Genomic DNA, 25,769 nt, shown 5'->3' with positions numbered 1-25,769 from the left:
CCAGTAGTTATTACCCTTGATCGTTCGAAACATAAAACTCATTATAGTTCTAAAGTTCATATCCTTTATTTATTGATTCTCCCATGAAAACTCTATACACTGGCTCTTATCTCCATTAGAATTAAAACCGATTTGTTTTCGTTTTTCTTTTTCCCACGTATCGTATAACGATGGTATAACATATTGGCAAATTATCAAACTCATCAACTATGGATGTATTACTATCATTTTCTTTTCTAACTTCTACGCTGGAAAATATCTCTTCCCGTTACAAAAAGACATATAAACCACTTAGGAATACCCTTCCTTAATTTCTAAAAAACTAAATATAGTTACCATCCCAAAATTATATTTTCTCTGATATAATTTGTAAGTTAAGATATAGTAAATTAGTACTGGTTAAACTCCTATCTAGGACAACACGATATTTAAAAAATATTTTTTATTAAGATTATGGAGTTAAAATATGTTATTTAATTCTTTCGAGTTTATTTTCATTTTCTTGCCAGTAGTTGTTTGGGTATATTTCTTACTTAACAAAAGGAAACTTACCACCCTGTCAAAATATTGGTTAACACTAAGTTCCTTATTCTTTTATAGTTGGTGGAATATATATTATCTTCCCCTACTTCTCTTTTCAATGATTATAAATTATGGACTAGGAAATGCCTTAACTAATGATTACTCCATCAATAAAAGAAAGACGATTTTAAGTATTGGAATTTTAATAAATGTTGGTTTACTCAGCTATTATAAGTATGCAGACTTCTATATTGAAAATATTAATATCCTATTTAAATCAGATATCCCATTTCTAAACTTAGCATTACCACTTGCCATAAGCTTTTTTACATTCCAACAGATAGCTTATTTGGTAGATACGTACAGGAAAGAAATTGAAAACTATAGTTTCAACGATTATTGTTTGTTTGTAACATTCTTTCCACAGTTAATTGCTGGACCAATTGTCCATCATAAGGAAGTAATGCCACAGTTTAATAACTTAAGAAAAAAGATTATTAATTATAAAAACCTAGCAATTGGCTCATTTTTATTTTCGATTGGATTATTTAAAAAAGTAATGCTAGCAGATAGTTTTGCTCAATGGGCAAATCAGGGATTCGATGTATTAGAAAAACTCACTTTTATTGAGGCTTGGATTGTTTCCTTATCTTATACTTTTCAACTGTATTTTGATTTTAGTGGATATATGGACATGGCTAGTGGAGTTGCCCTTTTATTTAATATCACTTTACCTATTAACTTTTACTCACCTTATAAAGCTTTAAATATACAGGAAGTATGGAACAAGTGGCATATGACTCTGGGGAGATTTTTATATAAGTATATTTATACCCCTATGAACAAAGCTTTATTACGAAAAGTCTTTAAACCACTTGGATTAAATAAACAAGTCATGCTTCGAACAAATATTAGTCTGATGCTTTTATACATCATAAGTGGTATCTGGCACGGGGCAGGATGGACTTTTGTAGTTTGGGGACTTATACATGGGGTAGCAACAGTAACACATAGGTTATGGAAATCAGCCAATTTTAGAATGAACAAGCTGTTAGCTTGGATCATCACATTTAACTTTATTAATTTTTCTATGGTGTTTTTTAGAGCTAGTTCTTTTGAAGATGTATATAAAATACTTAAAGGGATGATAGGTTTAGAGGGTATTGTTTTCCCTTCAATCATATATAAGTTACTTCCATTCATTAGTTCTATTAAGTTAGCTGATGGAGAACTGTCTTTAACAGATGTAATAACTTCAGTTAAGTTTTTAGTACTTGGATTTATTTTAATTTTATGCTTTAAAAACTCTACACAACTTAAAGATGAATATAAAGCCAGTTGGTTTTATATGTTATTTACCTTATTCTTGTTGTTAATTTCAATTCTTCATCTCACCCAAGAAAGCGAATTTATCTATTTTAATTTTTAGGAGAAATTTATGGTAGAGTATAAAAAATGGTTTAAGGCTTTGATAATATATACATCGTTATTATTATTTTCAATTTTCTGCTTTAATTATTTTGTAAATCCATACAATATTTTTTATGTTAGAAAAATACATAACTTTAATGAAAAAAAAATTGAAAATAAAGAATACCTACAAAAAGCTAGAGATATTGTTGTTCTAAAGCCTGATGTCATCCTTTTAGGGACATCCAGGACTCAAATCGGGTTAGATCCTAACTATTACTATAAAAAGACAGGTGACACTGCTTATAATCTAGGACTCTCAGGAGCAAACATGTATGAGCAAAGGCTTTATTTTGATTATTCACTTTTAGTTAACCCTAACCTTGAGAAAGTAATTATTGGTCTTGATTTTGAAGCTTTTAATGAGTATAGACCTAACACAGCCACTTTTACTGAGGATAGACTAAATTCAAAACTTTTCAAAATAAATGACCTATTAATAAATTTACTTACATATCAGGCTACAAGAGACAGTTTCAAAGTTATTTCAGACAATTTTTATAATGAGAGTATGTATACTTTTAATACGATCTTAAAGAATGGAAGTCATAATGAAGAGGCAATCTTATCACAGCATATAGAACTGTTAGATTCCGGAAAAAATAGGTTCTACGATCATTTAAAAGAACACTTACAAAGTGAGACTGTACTTAAAAAATATAAACTGTCAAGGAATCGTCTAAATGATCTACACTATATAATAAATACTAGTCGTTCACATAATATTGAATTAATTATATTTATACACCCTATACATGCTATACAATTAGAGGGTATTTTAAAAGCAGGGCTTTGGGATGAATTTGAAAAGTGGAAAAATGAGGTCGTAGAACTAACTCCTGTTTGGGATTTTACTGGGTATAATTTCATTACAACTAGTTCACCTAATAATTTTAATATTTACTTAGATCAATCGCATTACAGAAAAAAAGTTGGTAATCTGATTTTTGACAAAATATTATCTTATAACGAAAACTATTCTACTGAATTTGGTGTAATATTAACTAATAAAAATATAAGTAGCTATCTAAAAACAATAAGAATAGATAGAAATAATTGGGAAAGTGACAATCAAAACATTGTTGATATAATTAATGAATTATAAATATGTAGTAATATTTTTCCTCAATATTATTATTTGAGTGGGACTGTATATTTTTAACAGTATCACTAGTTTATAAAGCACCCCTGTACCCTAATTTTCTGAAAGAGCTATCTACTCTTGTGAACGCTAAAATAAAAAGTTTTCGCTATGTTCCCCTCTACACTTTCGCCATTTTTGCTAACCTCCAATAAACAAATTTTATTCGTTTATTGGAGGTTAGATTTTTGGAGGACAAGTTAGTGTTGTATTAAAAATCAGTGAACTAAGAGAAAGGAAATTTAAAATCGCCTCATATTAATTCTTCGCTTTATTTTATCCAAAAATAAACACCTGTGGTTAAATTTTCCTCTTACCTAAGGGGTGCTAATGCAATATAATTTATTTTTATTTAACCTTATAATATTCAACATACCAGTCAGCAAACTTTTGTAAGCCATCCTTTATTGAGGTTTTCGGCTTGAAGCCTACTGCCTTTTGTAAAAGATCGGTAGATGCATAGGTAGCTGGGACATCACCAGGCTTTAATGCTTCAAATACTTTTTCAAATTGTACTTCTCTACCAAGAGAATTACTTAAAGTCTTTTCCAAAGTTTGAATAAATGTCATCAACTTCTCAGGACTATTGTTGCCTATATTGTATACTATATGCTGGACTTCACCTTCAGGTGGATTACATAACAATCTTTCTATTCCCTCAACTATATCATCTATAAATGTAAAGTCCCTATACAGGTCATTTGCGAAATCACCATTATTAAATATTTTTATTGGTTCTCCAGCAAAATACTTGTTTGTAAAACCAAAGTAGGCCATATCAGGTCGTCCCATAGGTCCATAAACAGTAAAGAAACGTAACCCCGTTGCTGGAACTTTATATAAATGACTGTAGGTATGAGCCATTAACTCGTTAGACTTTTTAGTAGATGCATATAAGGAAACCGGGTTATCTACAAAATCCGTTTCTTCAAATGGAACCTTTTTATTAGCTCCATAAACTGAACTAGAAGATGCATATAAAATGTGATCGACTGGATAGTATCTACATGCTTCCAGAATATTATAGAACCCAATAATATTACTTTGTATATATATATCCGGATTCTCTATGGAATAACGAACTCCTGCTTGAGCAGCCAAGTTAACCACAACATTTGGCTTATATTCATCAAAGATTTTCATAACCCTATCTTTATCAGATATATCAGTTTTAATGAAGATAAACTTATTAAAAGGTTCTAGTTGCCCCAACCGAGTATGTTTAAGATGAACATCATAATAGTCATTAACGTTATCAATACCAATTACTTTACAACCTTGTTCTAGTAAATTTCTAGATAAGTAATAGCCAATAAATCCTGCTGCTCCAGTAACTAGGTATGTCTTACTTGTATCAATAGGTTTGTAGTTCAAGACTATTCGACTCCTTCAATCCTTCTCTAGTTGTTGATCTTCTACCAATTGAGTGGTATTCTACTCCTACTTTTTCCATTTCTCCAACACTGTATATATTTCTTCCGTCATAAACTAAAGGAGTTCTCATTAGTTTCTTATAAGTATCTGGTGAAATTCCTTTGATTTCTTTCCATTCAGTAAAGATAAAGCAAACATTTGCATTTTCTAAGGCATGCTCTATATTTGAAACGAAAGTGATACTTCCTTTGTTGTGCTTACCTTCTTTAAACAACTTTGCAAAGTTTTCTACACCAACAGGGTCATAGGCAAAAATATCTGCACCCTGTTCTAATAATAATGGTACATTCTCAAGTGATGCTGCTTCCCTTAAATCATCTGTACCTGGTTTAAAGGTTAACCCTAGTACAGCTACTTTAAGACCATTAAAGGTAATTAGCCTTTTACTAGCTTTAGCATATAACTTTGTCTTCTGCTCTTTATTCACATCGATAGCAGCCTTAACTGTTTTAAGTTCGTAACCATTCATTCTAGCAATATACTTTAGTGCATTTGTATCCTTTGGAAAACACGATCCACCGAACCCAATTCCTGCATTTAAAAACTTGCTACCAATACGCTCATCGAAGCTCATTCCTCTAGCAACATCTTGAATATCTGCACCAACTAATTCGCATAGATTAGCAATGTCATTCATATAAGATATTTTAAGAGCTAGAAAATCATTTGAAGCATACTTAATCATTTCAGCTGATCTTCTGTTTACAGCTACAATAGGTAAATTAAAAGGTTCATAAATTCTTGTTAATAGTTCCTCTGCCCATTTACTTTCAGATCCAATAACAATTCTTTCTGCGTAAAGGGTATCATGGACTGCAGATCCTTGTGCCAAGAACTCTGGATTGGATGCAACTTCTACACGTACATCATTTACTAAGAAGTCATGAATAAACTGTTCTACTTTATCATTTGTTCCTACTGGAACTGTAGATTTAACAACAACCAAACAGTCGTTCTCAATTGATTCAGCTATTTGTCTGGCAACAGTTGCAATGTATGAGAGATTTGCAGAACCATCTGGTTGTTCAGGAGTACCAACACCAATAAAAATGGCATCTGCATCTTTGTAAGCCGATTTGAAGTCTGTTGTATACTCAATTCTTCTAGAATCATAGTTCTTCTGCATTAATTCTTCAAGACCTGCTTCGAAAATTGGTGAAACGCCAGATTTCATTAGCTCTACCTTTTCCTCATCTATATCAACACAAGTTACTTGATGACCCATTTCAGCAAAACAGACACCAGCTACTAAGCCAACATACCCTGTACCAGCAACTGCAATTTTATACATGGTTATTCTCTCCTAAATCTATAAAGTATTTTCAATTTATCCTCTAATTTTTACTCCAAACAACTCTATTAACATAATCTGTATAAGATAGAATGATCCTAAGTACTTTATCGGAAACATTGGGCATACTATAATCACTTACTAGCCTCAAAGTACCTAATTGCTGACTCTCTAACACTTCTAATCCTTGAATAATTCTCTCTTTCTTAAGACCGACCATCATAACCGAAGTCTCTTCCATCGCTTCGGGCCTTTCATGAGCTTGCCTAATATTTAGAGCTCTAAATCCTAGAATTGAAGACTCTTCGCTAATAGTACCACTATCGCTGAGTACAGCTCGTGATTTAAGTTGAAGTTTTACGTAGTCATTAAAGCCTAAGGGCTTCATTGTTTTAACGAGAGGGTTAAAAACAATTCCTTTTGCTTCAATCATGTTTCTCGTTCTAGGATGAGTACTAACAACTACAGGTAATTTATACCTCTCAGCAACTGCATTTAAACTCTCAACTAAATCTAAGAAGTTTGTTTCTGAATTAATGTTCTCATCTCTATGGGCAGATACAACAAAGTATTTCCCTTCATTTAAGTCTAATCTACCTAGAACATCGGAATCCTCAATATCTCTTTTTCTAGAATTAAGCACCTCAAACATAGGGCTTCCTGTCTTGATTATTCTATCTGCAGGAAATCCTTCTCTTAATAAGTATTCTCTTGCTATATCACTATAAGTTAAGTTAATATCCGCTGTGTGATCAACTATTCTTCTATTTGTTTCTTCTGGTACCCGTTGGTCAAAACACCTGTTACCAGCTTCCATATGGAAGATAGGAATCTGTCTTCTTTTTGCTGCGATAGCACATAGGCAACTATTAGTATCTCCTAGCACTAGAAAAGCATCTGGTTTTACTTCTTCCATTATCGGATCAATCTTTACCAATATATTCCCAATTGTCTCTACTGCAGTTCCATTTGCTGCGTTAAGAAAATAGTCAGGTTTTCTCAGGTTAAAATCTTGAAAGAAAACTTCATTCAACTCGTAATCATAGTTTTGACCAGTATGAACAAGTGTATGTTCAATCGCTTCTGATTCTTCAAGTTTATTTATTACAGCTGATAGTCTAATAATTTCAGGTCTAGTACCTACAACTGTCATTACTTTCAACTTCTTCATATATTTATACCTCCAGGAAGTAAGTGTCTGGCCTTTCAGGATCAAAGTGTTCATTTGCCCACATAATAGTTACCATATCACTATTACCAAGATTCTCTATGTTATGTGTGTAGCCAGTAGGGATATCTACTACTTCTAATTTTTCACCGCTAACAAAATATTCTATGATTTCTTCAGCATCTATTTTTCTAAAACGAATAACTCCTTTTCCACTAACAACTAGAAACTTCTCATTCTTAGTATGATGCCAATGGTTTCCTTTAGTGATTCCAGGTTTAGAAATATTGACTGAAACTTGTCCTCTATCAGGAGTTTTAATGAACTCTGTAAATGACCCTCTATGATCTACATTCATTTTAAGATCATAGCTAAACTGATCATCTGGTAGATAGCTTAGAAACGTGCTATATAGCTTTTTCTCAAAATCATTTGCCATATTTGGAATAGTACGATCCTCACGACTTTTCTTAAATGATTCTATAAGCTCAACAATCTTACCGAGCTTAACAGTATATTTGATCGGAATTTCGCAAACCTTACCAATTGAGTTTTCATTTCCCTTTAAGGCTTGAAGAAGTTCTTCTACTACATCATCTATATAAACTAAGTTCATAACAACTTCTGGATTGTTAACTTGAATAGGTAGGCCATGTGCAACATTATAACAGAATGTGGCAACTGCACTATTATAATTAGGACGGCACCACTTACCAAAAACATTGGGCAGGCGGTATACAAGGACTTTTGACCCTGTGTAGTTACCATAGTTAATGAGGGCATTTTCAGCTTCTCGTTTACTAATCCCATATGGATTTTCTAACTCAGCTTGTATTGATGATGAAATCATTACTGGGCAATTATTATTATATTTTTTTAATGTATCAAGAAGAGTGGAAGTAAAGCCTAAATTTCCATCTATGAAATCAGACTCCTCTTTAGGACGATTTACACCTGCGAGATGAAATACAAAGTCGGCCTCTTTGCAATATTCATCTAGTAAGGAAGGATCTGTACTTCTTCCATATTCAAAAATATCTTTAAATTTTTGATTCCTTAGTTCCGCAATCAGATTCTTACCGACAAACCCATAAGCCCCTGTTACTAGAATCTTCATTAATGATTCCAACCTTTCAACTCTTCAACTACATAATCAAGTGTAAGTAATCTATCCTTAATTTGTTCAATATTTAATCTATGAGTATTGTGAGAGTTATACTCTTCTTCAGAGGACAGTTGTTTATCTCCTTCGACGAAATACTTGTCATAATTAAGATCCCTTTTATCTGCAGGTACTCTGTAGAAACCACCTAAATCATTTGCAACGATATGTTCTTCTCTTGTAAGCAAAGTCTCATACAACTTCTCACCGTGACGAGTACCAATTACTTTGATTTCATTCTCAACATTAAATAACTCCTTAAGTGCTTGAGCAAGGTCACCAATAGTTGATGCAGGCGCCTTTTGCACCATAATATCTCCAGCTTCTGCATTCTCAAAAGCAAACACCACTAACTCTACCGCTTCTTCAAGGCTCATTAAGAATCTGGTCATATTAGGATCCGTTACTGTTAGTGATTTCCCACTTTTAATCTGATCTATAAATAATGGAATAACTGATCCTCTAGAAGCCATTACATTTCCATAACGCGTTCCGCAAATAAGAGTTCTACTAGGGTCTACGGTATTAGCTTTTGCTACAAATACTTTCTCCATCATAGCCTTTGAGATCCCCATTGCATTAATAGGATACGCTGCTTTATCCGTAGATAAGCAAATCACCTTCTCAATTCCACCTTCAATAGCTGCATTGAGAACATTTTCTGTTCCAATTACATTAGTTTTAACTGCTTCCATTGGAAAGAACTCACAAGATGGGACTTGTTTAAGAGCTGCAGCATGGAATACATAATCTACACCATGCATTGCATTCTTAACACTACTAGAATCTCGCACATCTCCAATGTAAAACCTTAGTTTATCGTTTTTATATAATTTCCTCATATCATCTTGTTTTTTTTCATCACGAGAGAATATTCTAACTTCTTTTATATCTGTATCTAAGAATCTTTTCATTACTGCATTACCAAAAGATCCTGTTCCTCCAGTAATTAATAGTGTTTTATTATTAAACATAATTGTTACCTCCTAATTCTTTTTCTTTAAGAAACCTACTTAGCCAAAATGGTTGTATAACGCAATAAAAACTCATTGCTATGATATTTGCAATTACTATAGCTATCCAAGAATTAAAAATATCAACAAAGTACCAAGAAGCACCTACTTTTACAATGACCCCCACAGTTAACCATATGGTCTGTGTTTTTAATTGACCGATTCCATTCGCTATACTAGAGATAACTCCATTCCAAATGAATAAACTTCCATATATAGCAAAGATAAAGCAGTAAAAATAATTCACTTCTATTGAATTTTTTCCTAGCCAGATATCAATAAATAATTGTAGAAAAGGTATCATCAAAAACTGTAAAATAACGGCAATTAGCGCAAATATTTTCAGATTTTTATATAGCTGATTCACCCACTTAAAGTTCTGCTCTGATATTGCCTTGGTTACAGCCGACCAAACTGGGGTTAACGCCAATAAGAAAAATACTCCAATTAAAGAAAAGACCTTGTTATAAATTTGATAATCAACTACCATACTTGGACTTACCAACAATGAAATTAAAAACTCATTTGTTATCACAATAATCATATACATTATTTGAACCCAAAAAAATGCTCCACCTAATTTAACTATATCTTTTGCATATTCTTTATCAAAATAATTTAACTCCGGTTTACAGTCCTTTAATTGTTTCGAAAAAATTCGAACAGTAATTACCAACAAAGGTATATTGATTGATAAAATGTAAATCCCTGCTAAATAGATCAGGCTCAATTCAATATCTTCATTATTCCAGAATGAAACATAGACTAATATTAAAAAATTACTTATAAGTCCTAGGAGGTTATTTAGTGCTGATCTTTGCATTGCATATAGTATTGAAGTAATAAGTTTTAATAAAAATTGAAGCATAATACCTGAAAATACTAATAGTACTGTTTTATTTAAGGTTTCTCTGCTAACTACATCAGTAGAAATATTAAAAAAGTAGTTCCAGTCAACAAATCTGAATACTATGAATGCAGTTATCATGGAAAAAATCACAACAATAGCTATAGCTACATAAGCTGAAGATACATACTTTTTTGTTTTAATTGTATCATTGTTAATTAAAGTAGGAACTAAATGGTTTCTTAGACCATTTCCTATTCCTAAATCAAAAGTTAGAATCCATGATAAAACTGAAAGTACTGTAAACCAAAGTCCTAAAACAGGCTGACTGCTAAAATACTCCATATAGGCTGGGAATGTTAGGAATGATACAATAATTCCCCCTCCCTTTATAACCATTGCACCTATTGCATTATTTAAGATTATTTTGCTATTCTCATTTTTAAATTTATTTGTAAGTTTTGTTAGAACTTCAACCATTCTAGATCTCCAGTAATTGTTTGATTTGTACAACGAACTCTCTATCTAATTTTTTTATTAGTTCTTTACCACTTTGTTTTCTATTAAGATCTATAGAAACTATTCTACTTGCAACCTCTTTTGGATCAGGTTTGTCGTAATAAAAAATAACTTCATCAACTGCTGATTTTTCAATAGATTTAATCCGAACAGATACAACACTTAATCCATTAGCTAAATATGACAGGATTTTTGAAGGAAAAGAAGTTTCATTGTAACCTGCATTAGGGACTTGGGGACTGAGACCGATATCACATTTTTGTAAGAAACGAATATATTCTTCACCTTGAAGCAACCCATTATAAGAGATATACGCCTTCGTTTTTTTAGAAACCAGTTCTATTTTATTTTTAATATTGTTAACTTGTTCATCGGTACCAAATCCAATTAAATGCATGTGATAATTTTCAGGTAAGTATTCAGCAACAGCAATTGCGAGAGTAGAGCCTTTACTTGGTTCAAAGGTACCAGCGTATACTACGTGAGTTTGATTATCATCAAATTTACACTCTCGTTCATCTTCTACCTGGTATGTTCCATATATTATAGAAAAAGGTTTCTCCCCTAAATTAATCTTTTCATTTAGGAGTTCTGTAGGGAAGATAAATTTATCAGCAATCTCAAATAGCTTAAATTCACTCTTTTCCATAAAACTAGAAGCAGATTGTACATCCTTATAGATTTCTTCTACTTCGAGAATTAAATTAAATTTCTTGAGTAATTTAACAACCCTTATTGGAAAGGATAAAAATACTGAATGATAAACTATAATGGGTTCATCCCTTTTGGTATTTTTTAACAAGTAGATATAAAGTTGCAGGTTTGAAAAAAGGTATTTGAAAAATTTCATAAACTTGTTCTTACTCCCAAATGTTGCAAAGGTTTTAAGTGTGACTCCTTCTGTTACTTCTTTTGTTTCTCCTCTATAAACTCCAGTATTGTTATTTGTCCAACTTGGGGAAATGATTTCAACATCATATCCATTTTTTCTTAAAGCACTACATATATAGTTAATTTTATTAGTAGCAGATAAAACAGCTGCTCTATTTTGAGAATCTCCGATATCAGTTGAGTAAAACGCTATATATTTTATTGTTTTACGAGTCATATTTTACTCCTTGTATAGAGCTTTTTATTTAGTTATTAAGCATTAATGAATATAATTCACTAAATTTATTTGAGATTTCAGTTGCATTAAAATTATTAAGAAGCCTTTCCTTTGCCTTCAAGCCCATTTCTTTTCTCACCTCAGGCTTAGAATAAAGCTCTCTAATTGAATTGGTTAGAGCATTTGAATTATAAGGTGGGATTAGTAATCCCGTGACACCATTGCTTACTATCTCAGGTACTCCTCCCACATTAGTTCCAATGCTTGGAATTCCTACAGTAGAAGCTTCTAAAAATACATTCCCTAAGTTCTCATGTAGTGTTGGAAGTACAAATACATCACTCTCATTTAAAATATCCAGTACATCATCAGTCTTCCCTAACATTATTACTTTTCCATCTCTAATTTCCTGACTTACTTTATTAGCAAATTTACCCTCGTAATCCCCATCACCTACAATTAAAAATCTAATATTTTTTAGGTCCTTTAGGCTTTTAATTGCCTCTGCTAGTTCCTTATAACCTTTATCAAGAACTATGCGAGAAACAGATGTAAAAACTACTTCTTCACTACCTATCCCCAATTTCTTTCTAATATTCTTATCAGTTGAAAGTTCATCCTTACTAGGAGGGTAATTATAAATGTAACAAGACTTATTTTTAGCATATTTTTTTACCATTTTTTTTTCGATAGTAAATTTGCTTATACACTGCACATGTGTAGCCAATACTAGAGTTAAAGGTTCAATAATTTTATTAAATATATTTTTTTTAATTTTTGATATATTAATTGCATCACCAGAAAAACCATGAGTTGTAACTAATCGATTTCGACAGCCAGCAAGCACCGCAGCAACCATACAATGAAACCCTGAACTCTGCATCCCAGAAATATGAATTATATCAGGCTTAATTTTTGAGATTTCTTTTTTAAGTTCCCATATTAAGCTGAAATTAATTTTCCCACCTGCAACTCTGTTTTGATTTAAATGAACAAATTCATATTTTTCATTTAATTGAGGAGCATTTTCAATTCTCTTAAACAGTACGTTTGGTCCCCCAGTTGATCCTGGCTTAACATAATGCATCATGACTTTTGGTTTAATACTAGCTTTTTCTCCCATTCTGCAGAATCTCCCTATGCTTTTGGATAGTTTTATCATCAAATCTTTTTAATTCTCGTCTAGGTAATGCTCCTACAACAATTGTGTAAGGTTCAACGTCCTTGTTTATAATACTTCCGGCTCCGATAATGCATCCTTCACCAATAGTTACACCTTTTAAAATAGTTGCTCCAGCTCCAATCCATACATCGTCACATATATTAACAATACCATCCTCACCTTCCACCTTGTCAGTAATCGACTTCATATAAACTCCCACAGAATTATATTTATGATCACCACCATGAATATGAACATTGGGTCCAAACATTACATGATTACCAATTTTTATCTGACCATGTACAGACTGAAAGCAAGCATTGTTCCCAATATATACATCATTACCTATACTTATGTTCTCGCATGTAAATATACAATTACGTCCTAGATATACACCCTCTCCACAACTTTTAAATTGTGTTAGTAGATACCTTCTCCAAAAAAACCAATAAGTTTTCTGAGCTAATAACAGTACTTTTCCTATTACATAAAAAGCATAGTTTAATATGGATCTCATATCATTTCCCCTTTAAGATTTGAGTTTATTTATATTATCCCTATTCAACTAGCATTTTTCACTATCTTTTCACGCTCTACAAACCAGTCATAGACTACTGGATAGACAAAAAATACAGCGAATCCTATAGAAGTTGTTGCATTATTCATCAAAAATAGGATTATAGTTGATATTAATATCGTTAGGTTAAAGCCTATTAAATCAGGATTAATTCTCATTCTTACTATAAAAGGTTGAATTATTAAAATTATGTTTAAAATACCAAAAAAAAGTCCAAACAGAGCTAATGTGTCAATAAAATGTGAATGTTGCCCAAAACCAACCATAAAACCACCATTCGATTCTATTGGATTAGTTATAATTCCGATTATCGGATTATCCAAAAAAGCATTCCAACTAGATTCCAAAGTTAATGTTCTATTCAATAAAAGGGAACCTTCTCCGTTACTCCCCATAATATTTGCTTGTAATATTTGAAGCTTATATACTGTTGAACCCTCTTCTAGAAAACTAATTAACCAACTTATTATTAAGTTGATAACTTCTTTACTGAAAAACAGAAAAATAATACCAAATAATATAAATATTGATTTTATAAGTAATTTTCCTTTACTAATTATTAGAATTAATGAGAAGGCAATTGTTACTATTAATAAAGCTGTAAAATAATTAGCAAAGACTATTGTTAAAAGGAAGAGTAGTAAAATTAAATAGGATAATATCTTTTTATATATAGAGATTAATTTAATATTAAATAAAATATAGAAGAGTATTATACTTACAAATACTAAAAAGTATATTAATTCATAGCCTCCTACCCCTTGAGCACGTAACATCATAGTATCCTCACCACTAGTTTTTATACTACGTGCCAAATAAGGGTTATTTAGAAGACCGTAAAATGTGACTACGCTTGTATAAATAACAACTGGTATTATCCATTTAACTAAACTCTTACTAATATGACTATAATCAAACATTTTGTTGTATTTATACATTAGGTAGAAAACAAACATAACCCCATGCTCTAAATATCGATTTCCTAAGGTACTATTGCCGAAAAGATAAGGAGTTAGAAAAGTATACGATACAAAAAATATTATTAATAAAGTATTTATTTGTGGTCTAACAAAAAATATAGGATTTAATAAAAGAGCACAAATAAACCACGCAAACATAGCAGCAAAAACTGAAACTGTATAACCAGGTATTAACTTTAATTGTGGTAGTATACTTGCAACTATTAGGTAATATGATATCAAGGATAAAACTTTCCTCATTAGTATTGTTTCTTGTTTATTTTGTATTTGTAACTTCAACATTACCACCCTATTATTACAACCATATATTTGTTTTTTAAATCTATAGATTGCTAATGAATACTTTAGTTTGGTTCACATAATTCCTGAAATCAAAAGCACTATTATCTATAATTTTTTGTTGTCCCATTTCTCTATAAACTTGTTCTATTATTACTTTTATATCTGAGAATTTGCCAAGATAATCTTTAATAAAATAACCATTATAGCCTTCATTTAAATATTCTTTTAAATCACTGTTATCGGAGGTAATAACAGGAGTACCACAACTTATACTCTCAACAAATTTAGTCGGGAATCCTGCCCTAGTCATACGATTATCCTCACGTATAAACATTGTATAATCAGCTGTTTTAACCCACTTTAAACTTTCTGTGTGAGGTAATCTTCCCAGAAATTTGATGCTATCATCCAGCTGCTCAATTATTTCCCCATGACTTGGATAATCATTTAAATACTGTTCCTTAGTCAATCCAACAATATAAAAAGAATACTGATTTTCAATCCTCAATTTGCTCATAGCCTCAATCACTAGGTTTAATTTATCTTTGTTTCTACCTGGACTCCCGGCATAGACTATAAGCGGTCTGGATGAATCATTGCTAAATTTAGATGTATCCCACTTCACTTCTAATAAATCTACAAGAGGAGGGAGATATAGTACATTTTTATTATTTCTATAATAATCTTCTAAATATCTACTAATTACTATTATACCGTCTACTTTTTTTTGAATAACTCTCATACGCAAAAAAGAATCAAGTCCTTTAATTATCTTAAACACTATATTAGTTCCTGAAGTACTATACCACTCTGTACAATCTGCTATAATATTAATATTTTGCAATTTACAGTAATTCTTTATTTTTAAAAAAGGTATTGATTGATAGTTATAACAAATAATAGTTTTAATATCCGAATAGCTTCTTATAATCTTCTTAAAAAAAGTAGTATTAGTTAGATAGTCCATCCAGTGTACATTAGAACTTGGATATGGCAATGACCAATATTCAAAGCCTTGAACTTTTTTCTTCTCTAATGTTTGATTAACGTTATATTTTAAAGTTTTATCTATTCCAATAAAAACTACATTATAACCTAACTCCCTCAGTAATTTCCCATTATTTAATACCCTATGTGCAGCAGCATTTTTATCAGGAAGTTCAAAACCTCCTATATAGACAATTGTTCCTTTATTCATTTACCATTATCCCCTCCTTTTAAACATAAACCTTGTGTTCTTACACTCCTAAGTTTTCTAACTCGTTAAGGTAATTATTTATTACTACTTTTCTATCAAACTCATTTTCGACTTTCTTTCTTCCTGCAAGACCCATTTGTATTCTATATTTATTATCTAATTCTAAAAACTTAATTACCTGATTAGTTAGATCATTATTATCTTTGGGTTCAAATAAATATCCATTTATTTCGTGATTTACCACATCTCTTGAACCGCTTATATTTGACGCTATACATATTCTACCCATCGCCGCAGATTCTAAAAGTACATTTGGTACTCCTTCTCCACCATGTGAAGGTAAGATTGTACAGTGACACATTTCAATAAAGCTCTTAATATTATTTTGAAAGCCTAAATAATTTACGATACCTCTAGAATGAAACTCATTAATAATATCTTTATATATATCTTCTTCAATAAAACCCGCAATATAGAATGTGGTGTTAGGATACCTCTCTTTCACTACTCTTGCTGTATCAAGATATTCTTGAATACCTTTTATTTTCATAATTCTCCCTATAAAAATGAAACTGATATTTTGCTGTGTTGGAAGTTCACTATATGCATAATGATTTAAATTCACACCTGAACCTGGAAGCAAAGAATAGTTATTTTCTACCATTCCATTTTCAATGAAAAAGTCTCTATCTCCTCTATTTTGAAAGAAAACCTTGTATGACCTTTTGATTGAGATTTTATACAGTAATTTTGCAATTTCATTAATAACGGTATCATTTAAGAACGTTGCTCCTGTACCTGTGATATTACTAATTTGTTTGTTTTTTGTGAGTTTAGACGCAATACAACCATATATATTTGGTTTTATAGTATAAGAAAAGATGATATCTGGTTTTACAGATAGCATAATCTTGATATAGCGTAGAATCAACTTCAAATCGCTTACTGGGTTAATGCCTCTTCTATCAACAGGCGTTTCAATAATTTTACACCCAAGGTCTCTAAAAAAATCATTATCATCTTTAGGCATAGATATAAATACTTCATGTCCTTCTTCAACTAGCTTTGTTATTAGCTCCTTCCGGAAATTAAACAATGTTATAAAATGATTAGATAAAATTAATATTTTCTTATTCAATCATTATGCACCTCCAATGGTTTTGAGGTTGTTCCTTGGGAACTAGCTATATCCTTATTAGTAGTTCCCAGTTTTCTACCTTCAACAACACCCTTACTTCTAAGAACACTTATAATAGTCCCGAAGAAGCATTTAATATCCATTATAAATCCTATATTCTCAACATATTTACCATCTAATCTAGCTTTCTCATCTATAGGAAGTTCATCTCTTCCATTAATCTGTGCCCAACCTGTTAAACCTGGCCGTATGTCATTAGCTCCGTATTTATCTCTTTCCTCTAGTAAATCGTACTGATTCCAAAGGGCAGGTCTAGGTCCAATGATACTCATTTCCCCTATGAATATATTCCATATTTGAGGAAGTTCATCAAGTGACGTTTTTCTTAAGAACTTCCCCACCTTTGTAATATATTGATCGGGATTATCCAAAAGATGCGTTGGAGTATCTTTTGGTGTATCTATACTCATAGTACGGAACTTTAAAATATTAAAATGGGTTTTGTTTATACCCACTCGTTTTTGTTTAAAAAGTACTGGGCCTTTTGAATCTAACTTTATCCATACTATGAGAATTAAAAAAACAAGGGATAGTAAAATCAGTCCAAATGCTGAGAGGATAATATCCACTAATCTTTTTATATACATATACATATTCATTAATGACCATCTCCACAAACAATCTAGGAATTAGGGGAATACAGAGATTTCTGTACAATCTTTATTCCTTTAAAACTATATTAACCAATAAACTCTGCTTTTCTAATTTCGCTACTATTTGCAAGTGATAGTACTAATTCTCGTATCTCTTCCGAAGTCATATTAGGAAACTCTTCCATTAAATACTCCACTTCATCATATCCACCCAAAACAGCCTTCCCAATAAAAATCTTCGGAAACACCGCTTCACTTTGAACTTCATTCTCCCCAAGAAGCTCTTCATACATCTTTTCTCCTGGGCGAATCCCTGAGTATTGAATACCGATTTCTTCTATTGTATATCCCGATAGTTTAATGAGGTTTTTCGCAAGATCAACAATCTTCACCGACTCACCCATGTCAAGGACAAAGATCTCCCCTCCACGAGCCAGAGCACCAGCTTGCATAACCAATCTAGAGGCTTCTGGAATGGTCATAAAATAACGAGTCATTTCTGGATGAGTCACAGTTACCGGACCACCAACTTGTATCTGCTTTTTGAATAACGGAATGACGCTTCCACGGCTACCAAGTACATTCCCAAATCGTACTGCGACAAACTTTGTCTTGCTATTTTGAGCAAGATGCTGAATGACCATTTCTGCAATTCGCTTCGTGGACCCCATCACATTCGTTGGGTTTACTGCTTTATCAGAAGAAACAAGCACGAACGTTCCAACAGAGAACGTATCTGCTGCTTCCGCCACATTTTTCGTTCCAATGACATTGTTTTTCACTGATTCCTTTGGATTGTACTCCATTAACGGAACATGCTTATGTGCCGCTGCGTGATAAACTACATCCGGTCGGTGTAGTTCCATCACCTCAAAAATACGATGGCGATCTTGAATATCAGCGATCACCGGAATAATTTCAAACTGATCTTTGTATTCGTTTCGAAGCTCCATGTCAATCTGATAAATGGAGTTTTCACCATGTCCTAACAGTAGGAGTTTTTGGGGACCAAACTGACTAACCTGTCTACAAATCTCAGACCCAATTGACCCACCAGCACCCGTTACCAGAATCGTATTTCCTGAGATCTTTTTCGAAATACTTTCCATATCAAGCTCGACTGGATCACGACCTAGTAAGTCCTCCACTTCCACATCGCGGAATTGTTTTACAGAGACCCGCCCTAGCATGACGTCTTCTACTTTTGGCATAATGACGGTTTTCGCTTTAGTTTTTGCACATTCCTGGAAAATGCTATTCATTTCATTTTTACTAAGAGAAGGTATAGCAATAATCACTTTATCAATCTTTAACTCTTCCACTGCTTCTTGAATGTTCACTGATGTACCAACAACAGGTATTCCGTGGATATCAAGCTTTAGTAGGTGGGTGTTATCATCGATAAAAGCTACAGGAACAATTCCAGCCTCTTGATTATTTAATAATTGACGTGCAAGGAGAGTTCCCGCTGCTCCTGCACCAACGATCAGGGCTCTTCTTTGTTTACTTTTCGGCTTAATATAACGATCTCGGTAAACTCTCCACGAAAACCTCGAGCCACCGATCAGTAGCACGTGCATCATCCACGCAAGACATAGTGCTCTGACATAAATATCCTGAAATAAAATCAACTGCACAACCGCAGCAGCTATCACTGCAAAGCTTACTGCTTTCACAATGGCTACTAATTCTCCCACACTCGCATACTGCCAGGCCTTTTGATATAAACGATAGTATGATGCAAAGATATGATGGCTAAACAGTAAGGTAACAGAACTAATCAGTAGGCTCTTATATGTAAGGACCTGGAATGACGGGTGTAAGATAATAAAGCTTACATAGATGGCTGTTAACACGATCAGTGAATCTAAAACGGCTAAAAACGTTAACCTTCTTTGAAAAGACATTCGTACCCTCCCCTTTCTAAATATTTGCTCGAATCAACGCTTTAAAGCATTACGAGCATAAAAATATCTAAGAAAAGACATATGGATCATATATTTTTTCTTAGATATTTAGATTCCAATTAAAAGATTCCTAGAAACTTCTTTGCCTTTACTCTTTCCGGAATCTCTTTCATCACATTCTTTCCTTCAATTAATAGCTCTGCATTTTCTGTATAAAAGTAGACCATATCAACACCGAATTTTGCTTCTACCATATCTAGCGCATCCATCATTTTAAATGTTCGATTATTCACATTATGTGCATCAGAAGCTAGAAAATGAGTAAGATTTGCCTCTATTAACTGGGCAGAGAACTTCTGAATCTTTTTTCCGAAATACCCTGCTACACTCGAAGCTGTTACTTGAGTCAAAGCCCCTTTTTTAACAAGATTGTACATAATATCAGGATTGGTGATGATTTCTGTGTTTCTTTCTGGGTGAACAATGATCGGTATAAATCCCTTAAGCTGAACATCAAATAGTAATCGTTCGGTGTATCTAGGTACATGACCAGATGGAAGCTCAACGAATACGTATTGAGTTTGGTTCAATGGGAGGATATGAACAAGCTCTTCTTCTTCTAAAAATTCACCAAATATTCTTGTTTCCTGTCCAGGTAGAATATTTAGAGGGATCTTTTCTTCTTGAAGTCGTTTATTCAGTAGTTTCACTTCTTCTAGAATAGTGAGTTTCTTATTTTCATACTGTCCGTTTTTATGATGGGGAGTAGCGATAATCGTATCAATGCCTTCCTTTACCGCTTCTCTTGCCATTGCAACGGACTCACTTATATCCTTTGCCCCATCATCAAGGGACGGGAGGATATGACAATGAATATCAATCATACATTCCACTACTCTCCGAATATTTTAATTTGAGACATTTCAAAACCGGCCTATATCAAAACTGGCAATTAACTCCTATTTCCCGCCATAATAATAGTAGTATTGAGATTTGTCTTGCTTCTTATTATTTAAGATAACTCCTAGCAGCTTTGCTTTTGAAGTTGTCAGCTGTTCCTTAGCTTTCACTGCATTTTCCTTCTCCGTGAAGTTTGATGAAACAACTAAAATCGTTCCATCACATTTATTTGCTAAAAGCTGAGCATCCGTTACAACTAATACAGGAGGCGAATCAAAAATAATCATATCAAACTCATTCAATGCCGTTTCCATCAGTTCATCCATTGCTCGAGAGCTAATGACTTCGGCTGGATTCGGAGGAACCGGTCCACATGGTAGCACATAAAGATTAGATGAATCTATTTGCGTTGTTGAATCATGTAAATTGGATTGCTTTGTTAACACCGTTGTTAGACCAAACGTATTTCCTAAGCTGAAGGTATAGTGAACGGTCGGCTTTCTCATATCTGCATCCACTAATAGCACCTTATTCCCCTGCTGCGCAAAAACCGTTGCTAGATTGGCTGCTGTTGTTGATTTTCCTTCTCCCGGTCCAGAGGAAGTGACCATCAAGGTACGGATTTCATTATCTAAAGTTGAAAATTGAATGTTAGTACGAATCGTACGGTACTGCTCTGATACCGGTGATTTCGGATCATTTTTTACAACGAGCTTTCGTTTAAAATCTGATACTTTTGCTTTTTTTTCTTTTTTAAACACCAACTCTCTCACCTCGATTACGTGTTTTGCTTGCACGACTTGTTTGTGGTACCGTTTCTTCAATCGTCGGGATGGCACCTAGTACAGGAAGTCCTAATGTTTGCTCAATATCTTGTTCTGTCTTAATTGTGTTATCCAAATATTCTAATAAGAAGGCAATTCCGACACCCATCATTAAACCAACTACAAGAGCAATCGCAATATTTAGTAATGGTTCTGGCTTAATCGGCGATTGGTTATCTAGCACTACCGCTTTCGCAAGAACGCTCACGTTGTCTACATTCATGATTTCCTTGATTTCTCTCTGGAATATAGATGCTGTTTTATTCGCAATATCGGCAGCTAATTTCGGGTCTGAGTCCTGAACAGACACATTTACAACCTGTGAATTTTGTTCACTTTGCACGGTAATCTTTCCATTTAACTGTCCTGATGTCATATTCAGGTCTAATTCCTTAATGACTAAATCTAAAATTGCTGGGCTTTTAATAATTACATTGTAGGTGTTAATGAGCTGTAGGTTTGTTTGAACTTCTCCTACATTATAAGTCGCTTGGTCATTCTTTGATTGGTTTACGAGAATTTGCGTTGATGCTTGATAAATCGGAGTAAGGTAAAAAAAGCTAATCAGGCCACTGATTGTTGCAAAGAGAATGGTAATTAAAGCTATTAAACTAAGACGTTTACGTAACGTCAAAAATAGGTCTTTTAAACTAATCGTTTCTTCCATCGTATCCTCCTAAAATGAAAAACTTCTAGTATTATAGCATATAACACGTTGAGAAAAATGACGGTTTTTGTCATACTTTATATAATTTTGAAGAAGTTTGTTAATTTCTATCTTAATAATAACTTTTTTTTGTTAAAATCATAGTATATTATTTAAACTTACAACAATTAACAAATCAGGAGGAACAACCATTTATGAGGGCCTTTTTTACTACATTGATTGCAATTGTATGTTTGGTTTTACTTATTTTCGGTAATCTACATTGGCAAAAGAAAATTGAAGTAACAGGTAGTGGTCAACAAACTACCTTTTCAGAGGAAGAATTAGAAGCTTTTGTATCAGTGGACCCAGTCCTCGATTTCACAAGCAATTGGTCTGAGCTAGAAAAAGAGTATTTCCAAACTGCTCTATCTGAAAAACGTCCCTATCATATTCTTATAGCCGGGTCTGAACAACTAGGTGAAGGTGAGTCATCTTGGCCAACTTTATTTCAGAAGGAAATGCTAGATACATATGGAGAAAATATTATTTCTATTGAATCAAGAACCTATCCCGAAACTACAGCAGAGTTTGTCGAAGCAGGAAAGCAAACAGACTTGATTACGAGTCAAGCGGATCTCATTATATGGGAACCTTTCATCTTAAGTGATAATGCGGTTGTCCCAATGAAAGCAACACTTGCGAATATTACAACTGTCATGAATGAGGTAAAAGAAGCAAATCCTAATACGATTTTCATTCTCCAACCTCCAAATCCTTTGTATCAACCAAAGCTTTATAAAACACAAGTTGCAGAATTAAAAGCTTTTGCTGAGGAGCATCAAATTCCTTACTTGGATCACTGGACAAGTTGGCCAGACCCTATGTCAGAACAAATACGTGATTACTTAGATGAAGATAATCAACCAAATGAAGAAGGACATCAAGTTTGGGCTAATTATTTACTTGGGCGGTTTATTAGCCAATAAAGAGTCAGCAGATGATTGTATCTGCTGACTTCTTTATTTATCAAATAACATAGTACATTTATCCCATTTACCCAACATATCCCTCCCTACTCTCTTATATATGGTAATATAGAATTAGTTATTTTTAATAGATTAGGAGGATTTGTCAAAAAATGAAGAAAAAAGTCGTATCTCTTACTTCCGCTGTTCTCTTAAGTTCAACATTTGCATCACAAGCTCTAGCAAATACATACACTGTTCAAAAAGGAGATACTTTAACCCGTATTGCGGGGAAACACAATACTACCGTCTCTTCATTAAAATCCATTAATCAGTTATCCACTGATATGATTTATATTAATCAGGTTCTAAAAGTAGCAGAGACTTCTTCTCCAACACCTACTCAAACCGTCCAGACGCCAACTGTTGTAACAACATCAGAGGTTAAATACCATACCGTTATTTCTGGTGATAGCTTAAGCAAAATTGCTAAAATCCATAATATTTCATTAAGTGATCTCCGAAAATGGAATAACCTAACTAGCGATTTAATTTATCCTGGACAGAGATTTGTAGTATCAGCCTCTTCTGGTACTGTAAGTACACCTGTTACAACAATACCTGTTCCTTCTACGCCAGCTGTTACAACACCCCCTACTTCTACATCTGTGAGCGAGTATATAGTAAAAAGCGGTGACTATTTAGGGAAAATTGCACCACAGTTCGGGCTAACGGTCCAAGAATTAAAAGCACTCAATGGGCTATCTTCTGATCGAATTTATGTTGGTCAAAAACTACTAGTAGGTAAGGCCGTTGCTTCAACCCCACCTAATGAAGTGGTAACTGCTCCAACAACTACAGCTACATCGGTGGTTGATATTTCCAAAACTCTTATGGGAATTCCATATGTCTGGGGAGGAAGTACTCCTTCTGGATTTGACTGTAGTGGCTTTATTCATTATGTGTTTAATCAGACTGGAACGAAGATTGGACGCTATTCTGCCGAAGGTTACTATAGTCGCTCCTATTATGTGGACCAACCTCAAGTTGGTGATCTAGTATTCTTTGAAAATACGTATAAGGCAGGAATTTCTCATATGGGAATCTATCTTGGGAATAATGAATTTATTCACGCAGATGGAACCAAGGGTGTTATGATTACTAGCCTGGACAACTCGTATTACAAGCAGCGTTTTGATGGGTTTAAGAGATTTTACTAGTTTCACCTCCCTAACAGGAGGTGTTTTTTTACACCTTATTTCATGAATATTCACAAATATTTAAGGAAACCGATTGTAATCCTCCTTTGCAATAGGTAGTATTTTCTATATAATGGATTTGTTAGAGTTACTTCCTGTAAATTTAAGAGAAATATTACGTTAGAAGTATTAAAATATAGGAATCTTCTCCGATGTTATATAGTAGAAGACGTATTTTTTACTAGAAATGAGGATTCTCAGTGATTAATATAAATGAAAAGGATTTTATAGAGACAGTAACAATTAAGGGTTTACAGGTATCTCTTGTTGCTTCTAGTCCCACTGCTGAGGTCATTCATCACAGATTAGAGTCAGGCACTAATTGGGCATTGGAACCTGAAGAGGGTTGGAATGCTCTAGAGTACCTGATCGTGTTAAAAGGTAAACTCCGAACATTACCCATAGAGGAATCGGGACAAACCATCAATGAAGGAGATTCATTTTTTAGACATCCTGTGAAAGAACTTCATACCTTTCAGGCAGTTGGTCTCACCGAATTTTTATATGTGACTTCTCAGCCTATCTTCCATAGATATAGTCGAATTGCTAGAGACATGTTCGCTCTAGTTGATGAGATAGAGAAGAAAGATGGATACACCTTGAATCATTGTTATCGTATTACAAAGTTATCAATGGTCATTGGTGAGGCTATGGGGCTTACCTCTGAACAACTTCTTAAATTAAATTTAGGCTCATTTTTCCATGATGTAGGAAAAATTAGAGTTCCAGAGGAAGTTTTAAAAAAGCCCGGTAAGCTAACCAGTGAAGAATGGACTATCATGAAGCAGCATCCGACTATTGGCAGAGAACTTCTGGAAGAATGTACAATCCCTGTTTTAGCTTCTGTTGCGGAAGTAGTGGAACAGCATCATGAACGATACGATGGCAAAGGCTACCCTAAAGGGTTAACTGGGGAGGAAATTTGTATTGAATCAGCTATTATTTCCGTAGTAGATTCGTTTGATGCAATGACTACAGACCGTGTTTACCAAAAGCGGAGATCAACAGATTATGCAATTGAAGAATTATTACGTTGTCGCGGAACGATGTATCATCCCGATGTCGTTGATAAGTTCATAGAATTAAAAGATATTATAATAGGAGTGAGTGAATAATGAAAAAAGTATTATTAGTAATGGTCACTGTATTAATTTTTGCCGTTAGCATTGCTGTTTCACCTGCAAAGGCAGCCTATTTATCAGAGTATGACAAGTATGTAGAAGTCTCTTATGAGGAAGCAAGACAAATTGCTGATTTAGTAGGTTTAGAGGGTATCCCTCTAGGCGAGGAAACTGCCAGAATTAGTTTCGAGGTACAAGAAGCTATTATTGCCGAAATTGAGAATATCATTAATAAAGAGATCGATCATTACTATATCTGGTTAACTGTAAATGGAGAACCTGTATTAGGGATTGATCCTCCGGTAATTCTTTTCTAATTTGAAGCCAAAAAACCATCAGGTACCTGAAGCTTACTTTCCCGAACGGAAAGAGCTTTAGGTATTTTTTTAATGGGGAGTTTTAGTAATTTTAACCATTAATAGGATTTTAGTACTACTCATTGTATATAGACCTTTTATACTATATATTTAGTATAAATA

The 25,769-nt window shown here is 33.3% G+C and carries 23 protein-coding genes; 6 read left to right on the top strand and 17 right to left on the bottom strand.

The window, feature by feature from the left end:
• Window positions 1-466: 466 nt before the first annotated feature.
• Both BKO01S_RS15130 and BKO01S_RS15125 read left to right on the top strand, forming a co-directional pair.
• Window positions 467-1,951: an MBOAT family O-acyltransferase gene (locus BKO01S_RS15130; RefSeq protein WP_066055726.1), complete on the top strand. Its 1,485-nt coding sequence runs from the start codon at window positions 467-469 to the stop codon at window positions 1,949-1,951.
• A 9-nt stretch (window positions 1,952-1,960) separates the two neighbouring features.
• Window positions 1,961-3,097, top strand: coding sequence for a hypothetical protein (locus BKO01S_RS15125; protein ID WP_066055723.1), 1,137 nt, complete (start codon window positions 1,961-1,963; stop codon window positions 3,095-3,097).
• Between the two features lie 384 nt (window positions 3,098-3,481).
• Here BKO01S_RS15125 and BKO01S_RS15120 read toward each other — a convergent pair whose 3' ends face one another.
• The 17 genes from BKO01S_RS15120 to BKO01S_RS15040 all read right to left on the bottom strand — a co-directional run bounded on the left by BKO01S_RS15120 (window position 3,482) and on the right by BKO01S_RS15040 (window position 21,963).
• Window positions 3,482-4,507, bottom strand: a complete 1,026-nt coding sequence (locus BKO01S_RS15120; RefSeq protein WP_066055720.1) for an SDR family NAD(P)-dependent oxidoreductase — start codon at window positions 4,505-4,507, stop codon at window positions 3,482-3,484.
• Window positions 4,488-5,858, bottom strand: a complete 1,371-nt coding sequence (locus tag BKO01S_RS15115; protein WP_066055717.1) for a UDP-glucose dehydrogenase family protein — start codon at window positions 5,856-5,858, stop codon at window positions 4,488-4,490. Before BKO01S_RS15115 ends, BKO01S_RS15120 begins: the two co-directional genes overlap by 20 nt.
• A 43-nt stretch (window positions 5,859-5,901) precedes the next feature.
• The gene (gene wecB, locus BKO01S_RS15110; protein ID WP_066055714.1) at window positions 5,902-7,029 is read right to left on the bottom strand and encodes a non-hydrolyzing UDP-N-acetylglucosamine 2-epimerase; all 1,128 of its coding nucleotides are present in this window, start codon (window positions 7,027-7,029) and stop codon (window positions 5,902-5,904) included.
• A gap of 4 nt (window positions 7,030-7,033) precedes the next feature.
• Window positions 7,034-8,143 carry a capsular polysaccharide biosynthesis protein CapF gene (locus BKO01S_RS15105; RefSeq protein ID WP_066056013.1) on the bottom strand — a complete coding sequence of 370 codons (1,110 nt, stop codon included), beginning with the start codon at window positions 8,141-8,143 and terminating at the stop codon, window positions 7,034-7,036.
• A complete protein-coding gene (locus tag BKO01S_RS15100; RefSeq protein WP_066055711.1) occupies window positions 8,143-9,162 on the bottom strand; it encodes a polysaccharide biosynthesis protein in 1,020 nt (339 codons plus the stop codon). Before BKO01S_RS15100 ends, BKO01S_RS15105 begins: the two co-directional genes overlap by 1 nt.
• A complete protein-coding gene (locus tag BKO01S_RS15095; RefSeq protein ID WP_066055707.1) occupies window positions 9,155-10,528 on the bottom strand; it encodes a lipopolysaccharide biosynthesis protein in 1,374 nt (457 codons plus the stop codon). The genes BKO01S_RS15100 and BKO01S_RS15095 overlap by 8 nt, the downstream gene beginning before the upstream one ends.
• Before the next feature lies 1 nt (window position 10,529).
• The gene (locus BKO01S_RS15090) at window positions 10,530-11,675 is read right to left on the bottom strand and encodes a glycosyltransferase (RefSeq protein ID WP_066055704.1); all 1,146 of its coding nucleotides are present in this window, start codon (window positions 11,673-11,675) and stop codon (window positions 10,530-10,532) included.
• Window positions 11,676-11,703: 28 nt separating this feature from the next.
• Complete coding sequence (locus tag BKO01S_RS15085; protein WP_066055701.1) at window positions 11,704-12,798, bottom strand: glycosyltransferase; 1,095 nt, start codon at window positions 12,796-12,798, stop codon at window positions 11,704-11,706.
• Window positions 12,782-13,354: an acyltransferase gene (locus BKO01S_RS15080; protein WP_066055698.1), complete on the bottom strand. Its 573-nt coding sequence runs from the start codon at window positions 13,352-13,354 to the stop codon at window positions 12,782-12,784. Before BKO01S_RS15080 ends, BKO01S_RS15085 begins: the two co-directional genes overlap by 17 nt.
• 44 nt (window positions 13,355-13,398) lie before the next feature.
• The gene (locus tag BKO01S_RS15075) at window positions 13,399-14,673 is read right to left on the bottom strand and encodes a hypothetical protein (protein ID WP_066055695.1); all 1,275 of its coding nucleotides are present in this window, start codon (window positions 14,671-14,673) and stop codon (window positions 13,399-13,401) included.
• Window positions 14,674-14,716: 43 nt separating this feature from the next.
• Window positions 14,717-15,874 carry a glycosyltransferase gene (locus BKO01S_RS15070; protein WP_066055692.1) on the bottom strand — a complete coding sequence of 386 codons (1,158 nt, stop codon included), beginning with the start codon at window positions 15,872-15,874 and terminating at the stop codon, window positions 14,717-14,719.
• A gap of 40 nt (window positions 15,875-15,914) precedes the next feature.
• Entirely contained in the window at window positions 15,915-17,012 is a 1,098-nt protein-coding gene (locus BKO01S_RS15065) for a glycosyltransferase family 4 protein (protein ID WP_066055689.1), read from the bottom strand.
• Window positions 17,009-17,665 (bottom strand): sugar transferase, encoded by a 657-nt coding sequence (locus tag BKO01S_RS15060; RefSeq protein ID WP_066056011.1) that lies wholly within the window; start codon window positions 17,663-17,665, stop codon window positions 17,009-17,011. The genes BKO01S_RS15065 and BKO01S_RS15060 overlap by 4 nt, the downstream gene beginning before the upstream one ends.
• Window positions 17,666-17,751: 86 nt before the next feature.
• Window positions 17,752-19,572 carry a polysaccharide biosynthesis protein gene (locus BKO01S_RS15055; protein WP_066055684.1) on the bottom strand — a complete coding sequence of 607 codons (1,821 nt, stop codon included), beginning with the start codon at window positions 19,570-19,572 and terminating at the stop codon, window positions 17,752-17,754.
• A 119-nt stretch (window positions 19,573-19,691) separates the two neighbouring features.
• Window positions 19,692-20,456 (bottom strand): tyrosine-protein phosphatase, encoded by a 765-nt coding sequence (locus BKO01S_RS15050; protein ID WP_066055678.1) that lies wholly within the window; start codon window positions 20,454-20,456, stop codon window positions 19,692-19,694.
• A 75-nt stretch (window positions 20,457-20,531) separates the two neighbouring features.
• Window positions 20,532-21,236, bottom strand: a complete 705-nt coding sequence (locus tag BKO01S_RS15045) for a CpsD/CapB family tyrosine-protein kinase (protein ID WP_066055675.1) — start codon at window positions 21,234-21,236, stop codon at window positions 20,532-20,534.
• Window positions 21,226-21,963, bottom strand: coding sequence for a YveK family protein (locus BKO01S_RS15040; RefSeq protein ID WP_066055671.1), 738 nt, complete (start codon window positions 21,961-21,963; stop codon window positions 21,226-21,228). The genes BKO01S_RS15045 and BKO01S_RS15040 overlap by 11 nt, the downstream gene beginning before the upstream one ends.
• 194 nt (window positions 21,964-22,157) lie before the next feature.
• Between BKO01S_RS15040 and BKO01S_RS15035 the strand changes: the two genes are divergently transcribed.
• The 4 genes from BKO01S_RS15035 (at window position 22,158) to BKO01S_RS15020 (ending at window position 25,607) form a co-directional block, all read left to right on the top strand.
• Window positions 22,158-22,931, top strand: a complete 774-nt coding sequence (locus tag BKO01S_RS15035; RefSeq protein WP_066055668.1) for an SGNH/GDSL hydrolase family protein — start codon at window positions 22,158-22,160, stop codon at window positions 22,929-22,931.
• Between the two features lie 152 nt (window positions 22,932-23,083).
• Window positions 23,084-24,130, top strand: coding sequence for a C40 family peptidase (locus tag BKO01S_RS15030; protein ID WP_066055665.1), 1,047 nt, complete (start codon window positions 23,084-23,086; stop codon window positions 24,128-24,130).
• 239 nt (window positions 24,131-24,369) lie between these two features.
• Complete coding sequence (locus BKO01S_RS15025; protein WP_157077386.1) at window positions 24,370-25,284, top strand: HD-GYP domain-containing protein; 915 nt, start codon at window positions 24,370-24,372, stop codon at window positions 25,282-25,284.
• Window positions 25,284-25,607, top strand: coding sequence for an 8-amino-7-oxononanoate synthase (locus BKO01S_RS15020; RefSeq protein ID WP_066055662.1), 324 nt, complete (start codon window positions 25,284-25,286; stop codon window positions 25,605-25,607). Before BKO01S_RS15025 ends, BKO01S_RS15020 begins: the two co-directional genes overlap by 1 nt.
• The last annotated feature ends 162 nt before the right edge of the window (window positions 25,608-25,769 follow it).

This window comes from Robertmurraya korlensis NBRC 107688, from assembly GCF_001591645.1.
In the GTDB taxonomy this organism is placed as follows: Bacteria; Bacillota; Bacilli; order Bacillales; family Cytobacillaceae; genus Robertmurraya_A.
The sequence above is the reverse complement of the archived record's forward strand: the minus strand, read 5'-3'. Positions and strand labels throughout refer to the sequence as shown.

Coding starts and splice junctions, on each gene's coding strand:
- BKO01S_RS15090 (WP_066055704.1), bottom strand. CDS start 11,675: ATGACTCGTAAAACAATAAAATATATAGCGTTTTACTCAACTGATATC.
- BKO01S_RS15105 (WP_066056013.1), bottom strand. CDS start 8,143: ATGAAGATTCTAGTAACAGGGGCTTATGGGTTTGTCGGTAAGAATCTG.
- BKO01S_RS15030 (WP_066055665.1), top strand. CDS start 23,084: ATGAAGAAAAAAGTCGTATCTCTTACTTCCGCTGTTCTCTTAAGTTCA.
- BKO01S_RS15080 (WP_066055698.1), bottom strand. CDS start 13,354: ATGAGATCCATATTAAACTATGCTTTTTATGTAATAGGAAAAGTACTG.
- BKO01S_RS15060 (WP_066056011.1), bottom strand. CDS start 17,665: ATGTATATGTATATAAAAAGATTAGTGGATATTATCCTCTCAGCATTT.
- BKO01S_RS15055 (WP_066055684.1), bottom strand. CDS start 19,572: ATGTCTTTTCAAAGAAGGTTAACGTTTTTAGCCGTTTTAGATTCACTG.
- BKO01S_RS15130 (WP_066055726.1), top strand. CDS start 467: ATGTTATTTAATTCTTTCGAGTTTATTTTCATTTTCTTGCCAGTAGTT.
- wecB (WP_066055714.1), bottom strand. CDS start 7,029: ATGAAGAAGTTGAAAGTAATGACAGTTGTAGGTACTAGACCTGAAATT.
- BKO01S_RS15100 (WP_066055711.1), bottom strand. CDS start 9,162: ATGTTTAATAATAAAACACTATTAATTACTGGAGGAACAGGATCTTTT.
- BKO01S_RS15020 (WP_066055662.1), top strand. CDS start 25,284: ATGAAAAAAGTATTATTAGTAATGGTCACTGTATTAATTTTTGCCGTT.
- BKO01S_RS15040 (WP_066055671.1), bottom strand. CDS start 21,963: ATGGAAGAAACGATTAGTTTAAAAGACCTATTTTTGACGTTACGTAAA.
- BKO01S_RS15035 (WP_066055668.1), top strand. CDS start 22,158: ATGAGGGCCTTTTTTACTACATTGATTGCAATTGTATGTTTGGTTTTA.
- BKO01S_RS15085 (WP_066055701.1), bottom strand. CDS start 12,798: ATGGGAGAAAAAGCTAGTATTAAACCAAAAGTCATGATGCATTATGTT.
- BKO01S_RS15095 (WP_066055707.1), bottom strand. CDS start 10,528: ATGGTTGAAGTTCTAACAAAACTTACAAATAAATTTAAAAATGAGAAT.
- BKO01S_RS15115 (WP_066055717.1), bottom strand. CDS start 5,858: ATGTATAAAATTGCAGTTGCTGGTACAGGGTATGTTGGCTTAGTAGCT.
- BKO01S_RS15125 (WP_066055723.1), top strand. CDS start 1,961: ATGGTAGAGTATAAAAAATGGTTTAAGGCTTTGATAATATATACATCG.
- BKO01S_RS15070 (WP_066055692.1), bottom strand. CDS start 15,874: ATGAATAAAGGAACAATTGTCTATATAGGAGGTTTTGAACTTCCTGAT.
- BKO01S_RS15050 (WP_066055678.1), bottom strand. CDS start 20,456: ATGATTGATATTCATTGTCATATCCTCCCGTCCCTTGATGATGGGGCA.